General features: G+C 58.3%; 19 protein-coding genes. 9 read left to right on the forward strand and 10 right to left on the reverse strand.

What is annotated here, in order from left to right; translation table 11 throughout:
- Positions 1–197: 197 nt before the first annotated feature.
- Positions 198–740, reverse strand: coding sequence for a GNAT family N-acetyltransferase (locus AC5RU9_RS20995; protein WP_494018028.1), 543 nt, complete (start codon positions 738–740; stop codon positions 198–200).
- A 267-nt stretch (positions 741–1007) separates the two neighbouring features.
- On the opposite strand from AC5RU9_RS20995, the gene AC5RU9_RS21000 reads away from it, so the two are divergent.
- The 5 genes from AC5RU9_RS21000 to AC5RU9_RS21020 all read left to right on the forward strand — a co-directional run bounded on the left by AC5RU9_RS21000 (position 1008) and on the right by AC5RU9_RS21020 (position 4372).
- Positions 1008–2039, forward strand: a complete 1032-nt coding sequence (locus AC5RU9_RS21000; protein ID WP_494018029.1) for a hypothetical protein — start codon at positions 1008–1010, stop codon at positions 2037–2039.
- Between the two features lie 441 nt (positions 2040–2480).
- The gene (locus AC5RU9_RS21005; RefSeq protein WP_494018030.1) at positions 2481–2675 is read left to right on the forward strand and encodes a hypothetical protein; all 195 of its coding nucleotides are present in this window, start codon (positions 2481–2483) and stop codon (positions 2673–2675) included.
- A gap of 216 nt (positions 2676–2891) precedes the next feature.
- Positions 2892–3614 (forward strand): GAF and ANTAR domain-containing protein, encoded by a 723-nt coding sequence (locus tag AC5RU9_RS21010; RefSeq protein WP_494018031.1) that lies wholly within the window; start codon positions 2892–2894, stop codon positions 3612–3614.
- Positions 3615–3706: 92 nt separating this feature from the next.
- Positions 3707–3889 carry a hypothetical protein gene (locus AC5RU9_RS21015; RefSeq protein WP_494018032.1) on the forward strand — a complete coding sequence of 61 codons (183 nt, stop codon included), beginning with the start codon at positions 3707–3709 and terminating at the stop codon, positions 3887–3889.
- A gap of 324 nt (positions 3890–4213) precedes the next feature.
- Entirely contained in the window at positions 4214–4372 is a 159-nt protein-coding gene (locus tag AC5RU9_RS21020) for a hypothetical protein (RefSeq protein WP_494018033.1), read from the forward strand.
- A 137-nt stretch (positions 4373–4509) separates the two neighbouring features.
- On the opposite strand, the gene AC5RU9_RS21025 is transcribed toward AC5RU9_RS21020, so the two are convergent.
- The 3 genes from AC5RU9_RS21025 to AC5RU9_RS21035 all read right to left on the reverse strand — a co-directional run bounded on the left by AC5RU9_RS21025 (position 4510) and on the right by AC5RU9_RS21035 (position 7325).
- The gene (locus AC5RU9_RS21025; RefSeq protein ID WP_494018034.1) at positions 4510–5865 is read right to left on the reverse strand and encodes an alpha/beta hydrolase family protein; all 1356 of its coding nucleotides are present in this window, start codon (positions 5863–5865) and stop codon (positions 4510–4512) included.
- A 169-nt stretch (positions 5866–6034) separates the two neighbouring features.
- On the reverse strand, positions 6035–6577 hold the full coding sequence (locus tag AC5RU9_RS21030; RefSeq protein ID WP_494018035.1) for a GNAT family N-acetyltransferase: 543 nt from the start codon (positions 6575–6577) through the stop codon (positions 6035–6037).
- Between the two features lie 568 nt (positions 6578–7145).
- Complete coding sequence (locus tag AC5RU9_RS21035; RefSeq protein ID WP_156524806.1) at positions 7146–7325, reverse strand: hypothetical protein; 180 nt, start codon at positions 7323–7325, stop codon at positions 7146–7148.
- Positions 7326–7856: 531 nt separating this feature from the next.
- On the opposite strand from AC5RU9_RS21035, the gene AC5RU9_RS21040 reads away from it, so the two are divergent.
- Both AC5RU9_RS21040 and AC5RU9_RS21045 read left to right on the forward strand, forming a co-directional pair.
- A complete protein-coding gene (locus AC5RU9_RS21040) occupies positions 7857–8069 on the forward strand; it encodes a hypothetical protein (protein ID WP_064723071.1) in 213 nt (70 codons plus the stop codon).
- 168 nt (positions 8070–8237) lie between these two features.
- Complete coding sequence (locus AC5RU9_RS21045; RefSeq protein ID WP_064723134.1) at positions 8238–8888, forward strand: ABC transporter ATP-binding protein; 651 nt, start codon at positions 8238–8240, stop codon at positions 8886–8888.
- A gap of 286 nt (positions 8889–9174) precedes the next feature.
- On the opposite strand, the gene AC5RU9_RS21050 is transcribed toward AC5RU9_RS21045, so the two are convergent.
- On the reverse strand, positions 9175–9483 hold the full coding sequence (locus AC5RU9_RS21050; RefSeq protein ID WP_156524807.1) for a hypothetical protein: 309 nt from the start codon (positions 9481–9483) through the stop codon (positions 9175–9177).
- A gap of 349 nt (positions 9484–9832) precedes the next feature.
- Between AC5RU9_RS21050 and AC5RU9_RS21055 the strand changes: the two genes are divergently transcribed.
- Positions 9833–10417 carry a hypothetical protein gene (locus tag AC5RU9_RS21055; protein ID WP_494018036.1) on the forward strand — a complete coding sequence of 195 codons (585 nt, stop codon included), beginning with the start codon at positions 9833–9835 and terminating at the stop codon, positions 10415–10417.
- A gap of 14 nt (positions 10418–10431) precedes the next feature.
- On the opposite strand, the gene AC5RU9_RS21060 is transcribed toward AC5RU9_RS21055, so the two are convergent.
- Genes AC5RU9_RS21060 through AC5RU9_RS21080 form a run of 5 tightly spaced genes read right to left on the reverse strand, consistent with a single transcriptional unit; the run spans position 10432 to position 13531 of the window.
- Entirely contained in the window at positions 10432–11046 is a 615-nt protein-coding gene (locus tag AC5RU9_RS21060; RefSeq protein ID WP_494018037.1) for a flavoprotein, read from the reverse strand.
- Complete coding sequence (locus tag AC5RU9_RS21065) at positions 11043–11585, reverse strand: hypothetical protein (protein WP_494018038.1); 543 nt, start codon at positions 11583–11585, stop codon at positions 11043–11045. Before AC5RU9_RS21065 ends, AC5RU9_RS21060 begins: the two co-directional genes overlap by 4 nt.
- Entirely contained in the window at positions 11572–12495 is a 924-nt protein-coding gene (locus AC5RU9_RS21070; protein WP_064723074.1) for an alpha/beta fold hydrolase, read from the reverse strand. Before AC5RU9_RS21070 ends, AC5RU9_RS21065 begins: the two co-directional genes overlap by 14 nt.
- Entirely contained in the window at positions 12492–13307 is an 816-nt protein-coding gene (locus AC5RU9_RS21075; RefSeq protein WP_231949159.1) for an HTTM domain-containing protein, read from the reverse strand. The genes AC5RU9_RS21070 and AC5RU9_RS21075 overlap by 4 nt, the downstream gene beginning before the upstream one ends.
- Before the next feature lie 56 nt (positions 13308–13363).
- Positions 13364–13531 carry a cypemycin family RiPP gene (locus AC5RU9_RS21080; protein ID WP_156524809.1) on the reverse strand — a complete coding sequence of 56 codons (168 nt, stop codon included), beginning with the start codon at positions 13529–13531 and terminating at the stop codon, positions 13364–13366.
- Positions 13532–13843: 312 nt separating this feature from the next.
- Between AC5RU9_RS21080 and AC5RU9_RS21085 the strand changes: the two genes are divergently transcribed.
- Entirely contained in the window at positions 13844–15283 is a 1440-nt protein-coding gene (locus AC5RU9_RS21085) for a phytoene desaturase family protein (protein WP_082924715.1), read from the forward strand.
- Positions 15284–15820: the final 537 nt, after the last annotated feature.

Raw genomic sequence — 15820 nt, forward strand, 5'->3', positions numbered from 1 at the left:
TGGCCCGCAGTGATGATGTGGCTTCGATCTGCCGACTGCAGGGCGGGCGGTTCCACGGGGTCTGAATCCAAGTGGTCGATCACGGCGCTCATGTCAGTGGCACGAATGCCATGCTCCTCCCAGGGGAGGAGCCTCACTTCCAACGAAGTGGAACACCGAAACAGCGGCAGGGCAGCGAGGTTTGCGTAGCGTGATTCCTAGCGAGCAGGAAGGCGCGAGTACATGTACATGTCCTTGCGCTGGCCGCCAATCTCCAGCCAGCTCCTCATTGTCCCTTCCCGTACGAACCCGCTGCGCTCGGCTGCGCGCCAGGAGCCCTCGTTCCAAGGCTCGACGTAGAGTTCCAGTCGATGAATCCCGGGGTGCGCAAGACCCCAGGCGGCAAGGGCACCTAAAGCAGAGGAAGCAGCTCCCTTCCCCCGATGACTTGCCGCCACCCAATAGCCAATGCTCGCCCGGCCTTGGCTGAGGTTCTTCAGCCACAGCCCGATTTGGCCAACCGCCTGATCAGAGGAGGAATCAGCAATAGCGAAGGAGTACCCGGTGCCATCAACTAAGCGTTGGTGCTGTCTTTCGATGAAGGCCAGAGCTGCCCGGTGTGAACCGCTGGCGGGAACCGTCGTGATGGCAGGAATTAGTGGATCGCTCGAGGCTTCCTGAACCACAGGAACATCGGCTGCCGTAAATGGGCGGAGCCTGTAAGGGGGTGCAACGAGTACAGGCTGCTCCAGAGGATTCATTCTCAGACTCTACGCGGCGCCTCCGGGCAGCGGGGGAGATACCGAAACTGCCCCCATCCCACTTCCAAGGAAGTGGGACAGCTAACCGTGTAGCGTTTAGGGCACCTTCACCGGGCATTTTTGCGGGCGGGTCTTACGGGAATCCCGTACCGCTGAAACGGCTGGGGCGTGGACGCACGTCAGATGCGGCCGGTGGGGGACCGGCTTACGGACGCCCCCTGTGTAGCCAAGCGTAAAGAGGATGGAGTGCACGGGTAGTCTGAAGCGATGCCCTATGACTTGGCAGTTTTTGGTTCCGAGGCACTCCTAAGCGGAGATGTAGCTACGCGTATCACGAACATCCGCGGCCTGACCGCTGACTTGGACCCCGACATGACGGCTTCTTGCTGGAGTTTCCGCGTCTTTAGAGGTCCCAAGCGAATTTACAGCTTCACGGTCGAAGGACCGTATGAAGATAGCGGCGAAGACACTCCGGAAACGTATGCCGAGATGGTCGTGTTTGGCATCAAGTATCGATACGACATTCTCATCGAAGGGGACGGAGATGCGTCGGGCGTCCCTTCTGCTCAGGCCTTCGCCAAGAAATTGGCCAAATCAGTCAGCGGGTTCGCTATGGATCTGCAGACTGACGAAGTATGGCCGAAGCCGAGGAAGCCTGCGCCCTCCACTGATTGGTATGACTCGCCCGATTGGAGCGATGAGGCAAAGGCGGAGTTCGAGGAAAAGCTCCGCAGCGTCCCTGGCACGGGTTCCGGATACCTGCACAGCAAAGCGATCCGACTCCAAATGGCCGGCGAGCTGAAGGGTGCCAGCGAACTTTGGTTACGGGTGCTGGATGACACGGACGAGTTCGTGGCCATGTCGTCCCATAACGCTGCGCTGGAAGGCTTGGGTGATATTTACGCCAAAGAGAACCCCGAGTTGTCCGCGCACTACTACCGTCGATTGCTGGCAAAAGACAGTCTCCAAATGACAACGGGCATGCAGGCAGTCAAACTTGCCCAAGTCCTCATAACCCGAGGCGAGACCTCCGACCTCGAAGAGGCAGCAGCGCTGCTCGAACGCTGGGCCGAGGGGCCAGATGACCCCTTTGCCGTCAACAACTTCAGATGGAACATGGCTGTTATCCATTTGGCCCAAGCCATCGGCGACCAGGACGCTGCACGCAAGGCTGCACGTCGTGGCTTGCACCTCCTTGGAGTGGGCCCTCAGTTCCCGGCTCAGTTGTGCAGTCAGAAGTGCAGGGGTGTGCACGTGAACGACGAAACGGTGGACTGGCTGCAGCAAATAGCTGAATAGATCCCGTGCCAACGGTGGCATAAATTCGTGGCGGACACGCCCGTTAAAGGATCCCCTTGCGGACACCTAGCCTCATCGAAACGTGATCAACGAAGTCCTGCCTAACAATTACGTCCACGAGGATTGTTCCAATGCCGTACGCCGTCCCAGTTCTAAGGAAGTGGGATTCTCGGTCGCCCCTCTGACCCGGAAGGCCGACATCTGCTTGAAGGGCAGCCGAGTCGGCGTTGATTCTTGATGGAATCTTGAGGTGTTCATTGCTCTGTCTGTGAGGTGAAGCGGCCATGCTTGAAGCGTCTGGCGGAAGCGTAGGCGTACTGGGTGGTCGGTCTTGCAGTGGGCAGGCCACCCCAGCCACCGTGCCGCAGACTGGTCGCCAAGGCGGCTGACTGGGCATCGGCCCCCATGTCCTGGACCGGTGGGCGGTGGCATCATGGAGGTATGGTCCAGCAATCATCTCGGAAGCCTTTGCCGGGGGAGCGCCCCGCCGGGGTTTCGCAGGATGTGCAGAGGCTTCCTCTGCATAACCCCGCAACCCAGCAAATGCTCATTGTAGGGAAGCGGCGGGAGGCCGCCGAAGCCAAGCTGGAACAGCGGCTCCGCGCCAAGAACACCCCGGTAACGCCCGACGGGTAACCCGCCACCTGCCAGGAGTCTGGTGGACGACCCGGGACCTTGTTATGGCATTGCTTGACTTCCTTGCTAAATTACTCGCAGTGTTCTCCCAGCTGCTTGCTGCCGGTCGCCGTTCCTGGTGACACGCGCCATGGCGCCCTGAACATCAGCAGGGAAGTCCATTTCGGTTATGGATATCTGTTGTGAACGGCGGTGTTTGGGTTGGATTCTAATGCCGTGGAGGATTGGTCCGCCGATGCGGAACAATTGGCTGATCTGCTTGTTGCTGCAGAAGACATCAAAGCCTTCCTCGATGGGCTCGCAGCCTTAGGAGCTTCGGTGCTGTCCCGGGTTACCGAAACCCGTATCGAGTGCGCAGTGACGCTGGAGCGGCGCAAACGAACCTCAACAATCGGCGGGAGCAGCGACACAGCGATGGTCCTGGACAGGATCGAGCAGACGTTGGGGGAGGGGCCCTGCGTTGAGGCGCTGACCCGGGACCGCCCGGTCCTTCTTGAGGACGCCCTGTCATCACCGCAGTGGAGCGAGTACTGCCACGCCTTGAGCGCGGCCGGTATGCGCAGCACCCTGGGCGTGCCGATGGAACTAGAACAGGGCGCCTCCGCCGTGCTGAATTTCTTCGCACCAATCCCGGACTCTTTCTCATCACGGGCAGTCGAGAGTGCGTTGACCTTCGCCGGGGTTGCCGGCAAGGCGCTCCGGCTGGCCGTCCGCATCACCGTATTGAACGAGAACGCGGCAGACCTCGACGCTGCCATGACCAACAGGTCAGTTATTGATACCGCCTGCGGGGTGATCATCTCCCAAAACCGGTGCACACCCCAGGAAGCGTTCGATATCCTCCGCAAAGCTTCCAACGACCGGAACCAGAAGCTGCACGACCTGGCCCGAATCCTGGTAGCCGGGGTCCCCGCCCACCAACAAGCGCACGAAACGTAACCGGAACATGGGCCTGATACCAAGGGAAAGAAACGCGGCATCTCTTGGCAGATGGTGAGTACCCTGAACACAGACATGGAAAGGGGCCGGGCGTGAGACTGACGGTAAAAATAAGGAAAGCCACTGATGGGCAGATGGACCTTCAAGTCCTGGAACTGCCCGATCTGGAAGTCTCCGTGCAAGGCGTCCGGGAGATCCCCGAAACGGTCACGGACGCCGCAGCACGACTCACCGGCCTCCCAGCTGACCAATTTATCGTCGAAGTGGACTACTGACCCCTCTCTCCCAGACCGCAGCACGCAGAGCTTCACGGCCCCGGCAAATCCACCAAACCAAGGGCGCGTGCAGGGATCTTGGCCGTGGCTAGGATGGGGAAAAATCTCAGGTCAGAAAGGCGTGGTGCGGGTAGTGGGGGAACGACCCGGTGAGGGCAGCGAGAGCAGGACAGGCAATCGGGCGGAACTGTGGAGGGCATTTGCCCTTCCGGTCGTGATCGGCCTGGCCGTGCTGGGCTTTGCCGGGGTGAACTTCTTCAATGGGAAGCGTGGTGGAACCAGCTCTTCAGCTCTTCAACCCATGAACGGTTCCCGAATTTGAAGATGATCAACTGGTTCGAATGGGACAAAAACGAGATCGAGGTCAAAGGCCGCGTTGACTGGACCGTGACCTATACCCCCGCAGTGCGCGACGCCTTTACCGCTGCACTGCCGGACTGGCTCCACTACGGACCCACACAAACCTGCCAGCCCCCACAATAGCGACACACACTCCAGGTCGCAGAAGCAACCAGGTTGGCAAGTACCCACCAGCGGCGTTCCGGTTCCAAGGTTGTGGGATGCCGAAACTGCGGCCGTACAGCCGATAGCCGACCGGTGGCGGGAGTCCTGTGGCACGGTCATTGACTCTCGGGCGCAGAGACCGTGCCGAGTTGAGCCAGTGCGGGGGTGTTAAGGGATCTGCCGGTGGTCACTGCGTCGATTAGATGGAGGGTTGCCTGGGCTGCTGAGGTTGGTCCCGAGGGGCCTCGCGTGCCGGTGATCCCGGGAACCGGGCCGATCATGAGACCGACATCGATCATGCCAAAGTGAGTCACCCCGTCCAAAGTGACCCGGACTGCGTTGCCGTCGTCAAGCAAGGCGTCAAGTGCGGCGTTGTATTCAGGATTCGGATCCGCGTCTCCGGCCACTATGGCGAGTGCTGGTTTGGTCACAGGTGCGGCGTTCTCAGGGGTTCTGGGCATTCCGTCGATATCAACAGCTGCGTCGACCCGGTCATCCAGACGTGCTGTTTCCAAGGCGGCGGCACCTCCGAGGGAGTGGCCCGCAGTGATGATGTGGCTTCGATCTGCCGACTGCAGGGCGGGCGGTTCCACGGGGTCTGAATCCAAGTGGTCGATCACGGCGCTCATGTCAGCGGCGCGAATGCTTGTCCATTGGTCTGCCATTGTTTGGTCACGGAGGTCATCTCCTGTAGTTTCTAATTCGCTGAGTGCCCACGTGCCATCGGCAAGCTCGGTTACAGGAGAGTCATAGGGGTGATCGAGGGCGATGACTATGACGCCGTTGCTGGCCAGTTCTTCGGCCCACGCCGTGAAGAACCATCGGGTGCTGTTGAGCCCAGGCGAAGCTACGACCACCGGAAAAGAGCCCTCGGCTGGCCCACTCTGCCATGTGGCATTGCTCCGCGAGCGGGATATCCCATCCAACATAAGAGGCGGCACTCCATAGTGGCGTGCGAGAGCGTCGGTCAGTTCCGCGGCCCGCTCATGGCCCGGTACGTAGGCTGCCCGTTCACCGCTTTCGTGAGCGGGATACCAGATGGTTGCCGGCAGTGAACGTCTCTCGCCAGGGAGATTGTCACCTCGCGTGTCACGGTTTTCATCAGTCCAGACTTTGGTGTCCACTCCCACCGCATAGGGGCCGCTTCCGGCGGGAACGGAGATGGGCGGCAACACCCAGGCGGAACCGGCACTCCCGACGAGGCTGAGTGTGAGGATGACGCTGGCTGCCTTTGCGAGTCGAGGGTAGCGGGCTGACCGGAGCCAGAAAATGACACCGGCGGTCAGGACAGCGAGTATGACCAGGGCAACCAGCTGCGGACGTGCGCCTTCGAAGCTGAGGGCAGCAACAAGAGCCGCGCCAGCTGCCAGCCCAAGGATTATGACCATGGGAGCTTTGCCTCGGCGGGTCACGACTCCCATGATGAGCGTGAGCAGAATCAGGGCTGCTGCTGTGATGTCGAGCCAGGGCACCGGGTGACTCCTAAGAAAAACGGTGGAAGCCTTCAGCCTAGGTTTGGCTCGGACACGAGCACATCAACCCGTGGAACGAGCCATGCTCCTCCCAGGGGAGGAGTCTCACTTCCAACGAAATGGAACACCGAAACCGCGGCAGGGCGGCGAGGTCTGCGTAGCGTGATTCCTAGCGAGCAGGAAGGCGCGAGTACATGTACATGTCCTTGGTTTGGCCGCCAATTTCTAGCCAGCTCCTCATTGTTCCTTCCCGTACGAACCCGCTGCGCTCGGCTGCGCGCCAGGAGCCCTCGTTCCAAGGCTCGACGTAGAGTTCCAATCGATGAATCCCGGGGTGCGCAAGACCCCAGGCGGCGAGGGCACCTAAAGCAGAGGAAGCAGCTCCCTTCCCCCGATGAATTGGCGCGACCCAATAGCCAATGCTCGCCCGGCCTTGGCTGAGGTTCTTTAGCCACAGCCCGATTTGGCCAACCGCCTGATCAGAGGAGGAATCAGCAATAGCGAAGGAGTACCCGGTGCCATCAACTAAGCGTTGGTGCTGTCTGTCGATGAAGGCCAGAGCTGCCTGGCGTGAACCGCTGGCGGGAACTGTCGTGATGGCAGGAATTAGTGGATCGCTCGAAGCTTCCTGAACCACAGGAACATCGGCTGCCGTAAATGGGCGGAGCCTGTAAGGGGGCGCAACGAGTACAGGCTGCTCCAGAGGATTCATTCTCAGACTCTACGCGGCGCCCCCGGGCAGCGGGGGAGATACCGAAACTCCCCACCGTCCCACTCCCAAGGAAGTGGCATTCCAATGGCCGAGGGACGCGACGTGTCAAAGCGTGGGGCAACGACGGTGGGTGAGAGCTTCCTGCCCTCTGCGAGAGTTTTGCTGAGACGGACGACGGAACTGTCTAACCGTCGCTGCCCTAATTCTGATGGATCTATTTGACTTGCAATTATCGCTGGATGTGTGACTATGGGTTTTCCAGCGGAAAGCTGAGTAAATTATTTGGGGGAATTTTGAGAATTTTCAGATCATTGCTGACTGCCGTCGTTTTGGCAATTGGACTCTGCGCCGCCACTCCGGCGTTTGCTGAGGTGCCGCCTGTGGAGCAGGAAAGCCAGCAAATCTTGCAGCGCGAGGCATTCAGGAACGATCCTCAGTCCCTCCAAGAGGTCACTACTGTCGTGGATGCTTTCGGGAATTTCACAACCACCTTGCGAGCGGGTGGTGCTACGGGTTACGCAGTGACGTGTGCAGGGACACAAGCGGACAACGCGGTGAGATACCCGCACTACTCCAAGGGGGCCGAGGGAGCCATCTCGAAGACTGTTATCAAGTGTGTCGGGACAGGGCTTCCCTCCGTTGACTTGAGGGTCAGCGGCATCATCTCGTTCGCACCGTCGAGCTCGGCGACGAACACTGACGTGGTGTTCCAGCACCGTGGTGCCGCTACAGCGACCCAAACCGTCATGGTGAACGGCCCTGAGGTCACGTGGTATGTCCCGGAGCCAAGTCACAGTACGGTCCCGAGCAACGCCGGGCGCGGAACTGGTTTCTGGAGGGCGACGTCTACCTGGTTCTTCGAGGTAGGCGGAAAGATGTCGACCGTGGGCACTCAGACCGTTACTATCTGGAAGACAATCTAGTCTTGGCTGGCGAGTAGCGATGAAACCACAAATTATTGACCCGCGTTATGTAAACCGAGTCGATCGGGATCCAAGTTACCGAGTTGATTTTTGGACAGATCAGACTGTTTCGGAAGAGTGGAAACTTAGCCAAGTCACAGACATCACTGAGGTGCTCCTGTGGGCCAACGAGCATTCCGCGGGTAGGACGTTTGTTATTTATGCAGAGTTTCCTTACGAAAACGGGCATGGAATGATTCGACTGCTGGGAAACGAGCCTCCAGGAGTGTAGCCTCGGCGGCACTCCGAGATGCTATGGGCCAATGACCCATTTGGAAAGAGCCCAGGCGACCACAGAAGCCTGACGGGATACCGAAGTGGATGGGGTCTCATCCGTAGCGCAGCTCAGGTACGTTTCGAACGGGACTACCTACATTGCGACGCTGACCAACAGCCAGGGAAGCGGCGAGCAGGCCCAAGCTCAAAGCAGCGGACTCCAAGGGACCGTTTACGTCCGGGCGTGCCTCAACAACCGAAGCGCCGGCACCGGCATCCACGGCTGCTCAGGCTGGGTGGCTTCGGCAGCCTAGGAACTTCAAGAAGAGGATGGGGATAACGCACTTTGCATCCCCATCCTCTTCTCAGCCTCACGCCAGCAAGCGCATACTCGCCATCTATTTACGAACTAGGAAGTGGGACACCCATCGCCCTATTGGAGTGGCGACCATCTTCCTTTCGCTCTTGCTAGGGTGGATCGGGTGACAAACCTTGGGGAAGTTTTAGTTGAGGCTGTTGATGTAGCTGTCAGTAGCGCCGGTCAAATACTCCTAGCGCCTATTAGCTTCACGTTAGGAAAGGGCCAGGTTTTAGCTGTCGTTGGTGAGAATGGGGCTGGGAAGACTACATTGCTTCGAGCCCTGACAGGGGTCATTGCGGTCAGCGATGGGACTCTGCTCGTTGGAGGCGAGGCCGTCGAAGATCGTCGTCCCACTTTCCGTTCGAAAGTAGCTGCGCAAATCGGGTTACCTCCTTTCGCGCGTAACTTGACGCTTTTGGAACATATGGCCCTAGTGGGGGCTTCCTGGGGATCGGATGTCGCGACTGCGTCTGATAAAGGGATGTCGACGCTGTCTAGGTTCGGGATTGAAAAGCTGGAATCCCGCTTCCCGCATGAGCTGTCCTCTGGGCAGACTCAGCTGTTCGCATTAGCGCTGACTTGGATGAGGCCTTTTGAGGTTCTGGTCCTTGATGAGCCCGAGCAGCGTCTGGATGTTGACCGACTCAGCATGCTCGGGGACATCATCAATGAGACAGTGTCCGAGGGGGCAACTGTTGTTATGGCGAGTCACAGTGAAAGTCTGGTGCGCCATGTAGCAACTCAGAGGGTGTCCGTGGGGCGTGCCGAGTGACTACCCAGTTCGCAAGCGTCTCCAGAGCGCATTCGATCTACCGTAACCGGGGAACCGACCGCACGGTTGGTCAGGTTGCCTACGCGGTTTATATAGCTATTCTCACGGCTTTGCTGGTGGCCGCCCCGGTCGTGACTACCCTGGTGTCAACAGCGGTGAGGCCAGAATCTCTCCAGGTTCTCCGGAATCCGGCTTCTTCGCAGATCGTTAGCGCCTGTGGAGTCATCCTTTTGATCTTGCTCTTCTTCGCGGGCATGGTCAGGGGGCCCGCTCTGAGACCGCCGTTTCAAACATTTGCATTGGCCGGCAGCTCCATCGACCGGAGTATCAGCATGTTGCAGCCCTTTTTGAGGGCCTCGCTGGTGTTGACCGGGACTCTATCCGCCATTGCAGGGTTTTTTGCTTCGGTTTTTCTGATCTCGGGTACTTCGACTCCTGCAAGGGTTTTTTGTTTCGTCGTCGCTGTTTCACTTTGGGGGATCATCGGGAGTTGCGTGTGGTTGGCGGGCCAAAGCGCAACCGGCCAGTGGCGTTGGTTCGTTCCGGCCTTCTTGACTGTTGGTGGCGTGGCGTCATGGACTGTCCCGAGTGCCAACAGTGTTCTCCCGTGGGGGTGGCTTGGTTCGACTTGGCCACCTTCGGGAGAGTCAGGAACGTTGGAACCTATTCTTCTGGGGTTCTTAGCTGCTGCACTTTCGGCGTTGACGCCAGCCCTGCTCCGTCTCCTTAGGACCGGGTCCCTGATGGAACAGAGCGAGCGGTGGCAGTCTGCAGGCATTTCCACAGCGGCGGGTGAGTTTTCCACAGCTCTGGCTGTTTTCCGAGCCAAACCCCGTCACGGTCGGCGGTGGACAGCGGTCATGGACTTACCAGAACTTCCGCGCTTCCTAATTCGGGACGGTGTGGGGGCTCTCCGCACTCCGGGTAGATTTTTGATTGGATCCATGGGGGTCTTTGTCGGAGTCATTCTTGTGCTGTTCGCAGTTGTTTCCCGGAGTGAGGTTGCTTGGCTGCCTGCCGCAGCTGGCTCCGTTGCGGTCTTCTTCTCGCTCGGTGTCTTCAGCGACGGTTTCAGGCACGCGGCAGAGTCCATTGCAGCACCGCCGATCTATGGATATTCACCTTTCCGCATGTACGCGCTTCATAGTGCTTTCCCAGTGACCTGGTCCATGGTTTGCGCCGGTGCGGCTTGTGCTGCAGTCACGGTTATCGGTGGGTCAGAGTTCAATTTCGCCGGCTTGGCTTCCCTTGAAGTGGTTCTTCTCACCCTGATTGGTATTCGCATCTACGACAGCGCCCGCGGGCCGTTGCCCCCGGTCCTCCTTACACCCATTCCGACGCCATTCGGAGACCTATCGTCCCTGGTCATCCTGACTTGGCAGTTGGACGCCATTCTTCTCAGCGCAGGATCAGCGGGTCTGTTGGCGGGGGCACTTAGTACGGGCACAGTTATTCAGAGTGTTCTGACGGCGGCTATCTCGCTGGGACTCCTTGGCTGGTTGACCAAGCGACGACTTGAGCGACTCTAGCGGCGGGGCACATCTTATTGGTTGGCTTGCTTTGAGATTAGTTCCGCCAGGGTTGAGGCGAGCAAGGGCATAAAGAATCCGGTTTGCCCGGACCAAGCCTTACGGCCAACACTGAAGGCGGCAACAGTTTCCGTAAATGCAACGTTCTCGCGGAGTTGAAGTTTCATCAGGGACTCAATGTGAACTGGGTTCGTTCCAGGAAATGATGCAGCTACAGCTATAGGTTTCTCCGTGAGCTGGAGTGCCATTAACGAAGGGGAGTTTGACCGACCTGAAGCCAACCTCATCGTGTAGTCCAAGGTTGCCGGAAATATTCCGAAGCAGTCTGCCGAGTTGTCCAGACCGATGTGCGATCCTCCCGGCAAGTCGGGTTCATCCCAACTGTCCTTCCAGACGGATCCGTTAGCCAGGTGCTTCAGAGCGTCGTAGGTGACGAACCGCTCGGCCGATCGCGTGATGATAAGGCTGACGATCACCTCTGGATACGCGGTTCGGAACCAGTTCAACCAGTAGGGTACCAAGGCGGCATTAATCGACCCGGTAACGACGAGTATTAGCTTTTTGATGTCCAAGCTCGGTGGGTTTTGCATTAACTGGGCCAGACTTTCGGGGCTGGGGCTGTCAGTCATGGCGCCACTGGAAGTTGGATCGGTTCAGGGCGTGAAACAAGTATGGGTTTCATGCCTTGGTCACCTTCTCCGGGCATGGCGGCAAGAATCATGAACTGAAAATTTCCTGCATGGTTTTGTTTCCGGCAAAGGCTTCTTACAACGTCGTTCATCAGCAGGTAGCCGTCGCTTTCCAGGACCCAGTCAAAGGCGGATCCGAAACCAGCTAGGATTCGTAGCTGGTATGCGACGTCAAATAGTGCTTTGGAAGCACGGCTGCCCGGGTTCCACGCTGCGGAGTAGAACTTCCATGTCGTACGGAAGGACAGTTCCTGCCATTTTCCCCAGCCAGACTCTGTTCCCGTCCTGTACATCACATGAAGATTTTCAATTCCCGGGTTGGGTGCGAAGAAGCGCCACTGCGGAATTTTTTTGAAGACCGGTAGCCGCATTCCAATCGAGACCTGGGATGTTGGCAGATTATCGAATGCAGTTACGACCAAGTGACCCACGAGGGCGAGACCGGCAGCACCGGCAAGGATTTCTTTAGTTTTTGACATTTGCCACCTGCTGAATTATTGAAGCGACGACCTCGGCGCACTGGAGCTTGCCGATGATGGAACGGTGGCTGCTGGCTGGTACATGGGAAAAGGAAGCTCCCAGTTGCTCAGCCAGTTCCCGTTGCTGGGTAATGTTGTCCTCCGCTGCCACGACAAATTGTCTGATCTCGTATGAGGAGACTTTGCGTTGGTTCGCCGTTGACTCAGTCAAGTATTCCCTCAGTGCTGCCACCTGCGTTGACGGCCGGGCTCCTGTGGTCAGGAACGCGCGTTGGATATCCGGACGGTATTCGACATCTCTTTCCAGCTTGCTGGGTGCCCATCTGTTGACCCCCAGCGTGGAAGCCAGCGCCTCCTGCATTGCGGTCTGCTTGAACGTGCCGATCCGCCCTGGTGTGTTCCGATCTTCATCCAGGAGTACCCCGTTGGTTCCATCAAGGATGATCAGCGCTTCGGTCCTTGACCGCAGCTCCTCGGATTCTGCAAGGGCGTTGGCGGAAACCAAGGCTCCAATCGAGTGTGCAGCAAGTACGACAGGGCCCTTGAGGTCGTGTTCTTGGAGTATCCGGTCCATGATCACCGCTGGCCGCTGAGCACTTTTGGTTCGACCGTAGCCTCGGCGGTGGTATTGAATCACGCCCACCTGGCCTTTGAGGAGGTAGCGCACCCAGTCCCAACTTTCCATGGGGGACCCTAGCCCATTCTCCAGAATGACGATGGGGGCGCCTGGACCCGTTGCGGCAGGGGTGTAGATGTACTCAATCGGTGATCCGTGATCATCATTGAGGAGTTGTGTACCTTTAAGGCCGCCTCGACGGATGAGCTCTTCGTGGTGACGGACGTAGGCCATGACCGAGCTCAAGGACATGCCGGCGGCAAAGACAGCAAGTGAAAGCTTCTCAAGTTTCATGAGGCAGCCCGTTTTGCTTCGATGACGTAGATTACTGCTGCATGCGCTGAACTGAATGCCCAGAAGAAGCGCGGCAGCCCCATTGTCATGGCGATGCCTAAGTGGAACCCTTTGATTCCGAGCAGAATCATTCGCGCTTGTGCTGGTGAAACGAGGTAGATGACGGGAAACGCGGTCTCCCAAGCTATGGTCGACCACGAGAGCGCCTTGGCCAGCTTTGGCTTTTCCCGGATGAAGCCTGCCAGTTTGCTTCTTCCGTAGAGATCAGTCTTAAGCACTTTCTCCAGGGCGACGCCGGACCTCCAAGAGCTTGAAATGAGCTTGGCCAGCCCGGAAGCAGCATATGAAATGCAGACCTGAGCATTAACCGCTCGCAAAAAGAGGTCGTCGGAACGTGCTGGATCGGACACCAGGCTCGTGACGATGCGATAGCCCGCGATAAGCTCCGACATCTGGTCAGCCCCGTCACTGCCATAGGGGTTCCGCAGTTCACTGAGCTTGTTCGAAAAGAACATCAGAGTCGCACCAGCCGTTTGACGGGAACGACTAGAGGGCCCCAGCAACACAAGGCCGGCCCCGGAGATGCTTAACACCTGGAGAGCAGCCGCTCCCTGCCAAGTGTCGAGCACCTTCCGGAACCCAAGAGGCAGGACACTGTTCGGCTTCGAAGCCGAGCGCCCTTGAAGAATTCCGTCTGATCGCGATTGTCGCAACGAGGAAAACGATTCGAATCCGCTGAGAATCTTGCTGACCGCGGCAGGCGCCATGACCCAATAGGCCGCCGATTGAAGTTTGTGTTTTTCGGTTGTCAAAAGGCGCCTTTTCATCATGGTGTCAGCAGTGCAGGTTCAGCGGATTATCGGAGCTTCTAGCAGATGAGGCAGATCGTGCTGCCGACCACGAGCGTCTGAGTGACGATTGCACTCGGCGTGGTCATCGCAGGCTCATTGTGAGCATTGATAAAGCCCTGGTCAACGCTGCTGAACCTTGCGTTAACGGAATCTTCCACGGACGGTTCTACCAAGATTGAAGACATTATTTCTCCTTGACTTGTTCAGTTCACTGCGGATTTTTCTTAGAACCACGGGGAACAATATGCGCCGCCCCCCGGTCGGCGCCTCCGGACAAGCCTCGGCACATCCACAAGCTAGCGCCATCGAATGTATAAAACAAGGCGAGCTGTCTCCTCGGCGTGGCGTCGGGTGCTGTCACGTGAATTGCGAGATCGAATTCTGAGATACGCTCAATGGGTCGAGGATCAAGACTGTGCTTTGGTCGCTGACTGTGAGAGTTTCCGTGCACAATGCGAACCGGCATGCTCGAAATTTGCTGAATCCTGGGGGAGGATATGCTTGATGTGGCGATCGTTGGTGCAGGACCCAATGGGTTAGCCGCCGCCGTGATCCTAGCCCGATCCGGATTAGAAGTTGCTCTTTATGAGGCGAACGAGCAGGTTGGTGGAGCTCTCCAGTCGTCCGGACCCATCGGACCGGATGGCTTCCGCTTCGATCTCGGTTCGTCGGTTCATCCTTTTATCCAAGAATCCGAATTTTTCCGTCAATGGCGTGCTACTGAGCGCCTTGACTACGTGATTCCGGACATATCGTTCGCGCACCCTCTACCGGGCGGCGCGGCAGGTACCGCATATAGGGATATAGAACAGACGATCCAGGAGCTGGGGCCCGACGGGGAAGCATGGCGGAGGCTGATCGGTCCCTTGAGTTCCCGTGCCCACGAAACTTCGAGCATCGCACTGAATCCTGCATTGGCGGCTGCGCGAAACCCGAGGCATCTTGCCAGACTAGGGGCCAGGACTCTGGCAACTACTCTCCGCGGAATGCAAGGTGGCTTCACCGGGTCGGTAGCGCCGGCGCTTCTTGCCGGGGTTATGGCCCATGCCAACTCGCGGATGCCAGGCCTGGCAACGAGTAGTGTAGGACTTGTACTGACAGCCATGGCCCACGGAAACGGTTGGCCCTTACCCCTGGGTGGCTCCGGACGGCTCTCCAACGCGCTTGCCGAAGACTTCGTCGCCCACGGAGGGCAAATAGTTACAGGTAGTCGCATCCGGCACTGGGGCGACTTGGAACCGGCCCGGGCAACAATTTTCAATACATCCCTAGCGTCAGCTGCCGCTATAGCGGGAGACCGCTTGCCAGCCCGGTACCGGAAAGTACTCGAGCGAAAGCGAAGCGGAAGCGGAGTATTCAAAGTCGACTACCTTACATCGGAAGCAGTTCCATGGTCCGCAGCGACTGTAAAGCAAACGCCGACGGTGCACGTTGGCGGAAGTGCTACAGAAATTGCGGCAGCTGAGAACGCCGTTTCACGAGGCGTTATCCCCGAACATCCATACGTACTCCTGGTCCAACCAACTGTTGTCGACCCTGACCGATGCGTAGGAAAAACTATCGTTTCCGCCTACTGTCATGTGCCAAATGGCTCCGCCGAAAATATGAGCGACCGCATCACAAGGCAAGTTGAACGGTTCGCGCCGGGCTTTCGGGACACCATCCTCTTCCAAGCCTCGTCGGATCCGGCCGCGCTGGAACGAGGGAATGCAAACCTTAGCGGAGGAGACATAGGCGGGGGATCCCTGGCTGGGCTCAACTTCATCAATCGCCCGCGCCTCGGACCTCACCCTTGGCGCACGCCCACCAAGGACATCTACATAAGCTCAAGTTACGTGGCCCCAGGTCCAGGGACACACTGCATGGGTGGCTACCACGCAGCCAAGGATATATTGCGGGGAATATTCGGCGTCCAGATACCAAACTTGGCACCCTGAACGGTGCTAGCCCGCACTGAGCGGCCCGTTTCGCCTGCCATTCATTTCGCGGCAGAGACTTCGTTCTTGCTCGCGAGCGAATCGATAAACATTCCTACTTCTTCCGCCGGCGCCGCGATTGCTCTCTCATGCACGTTTTGGACCCTGAGACGAACCTACCGTTCTTAAACACGTCTTCGCTTGGCTACCCCAAGGAGAGCGGCCGATAGACGTCCCTTTCAGCGCTACCCATGCGCCAATAGCCTCGTAAAAACGCCGCTAATTATCGCTGAAAGCCACAGCGGGACTCCGCAGACTCGGATGGATGGGGAGTGTCCCACTAAGGGTGTCCCGATTCTAAGGAAATGGAACACTCGGTCGCTCACCCCAGCGGCAGCCCAACTGCACGGCCTGACGCGTATTCCGTCAGGCCGTGCGTGGTGGCTGGGTACTCGGTGGGATTTAGCGGAGGCCTTGGAGGATGTTCTTGGGCCGCTGCATCTCCCCGTGTTTGGCACCGAGGATGATCACCCAGGCGGCGAAGGCGGGAATGGCCCA

This window comes from Arthrobacter sp. B0316-5-4 (assembly GCF_059090325.1).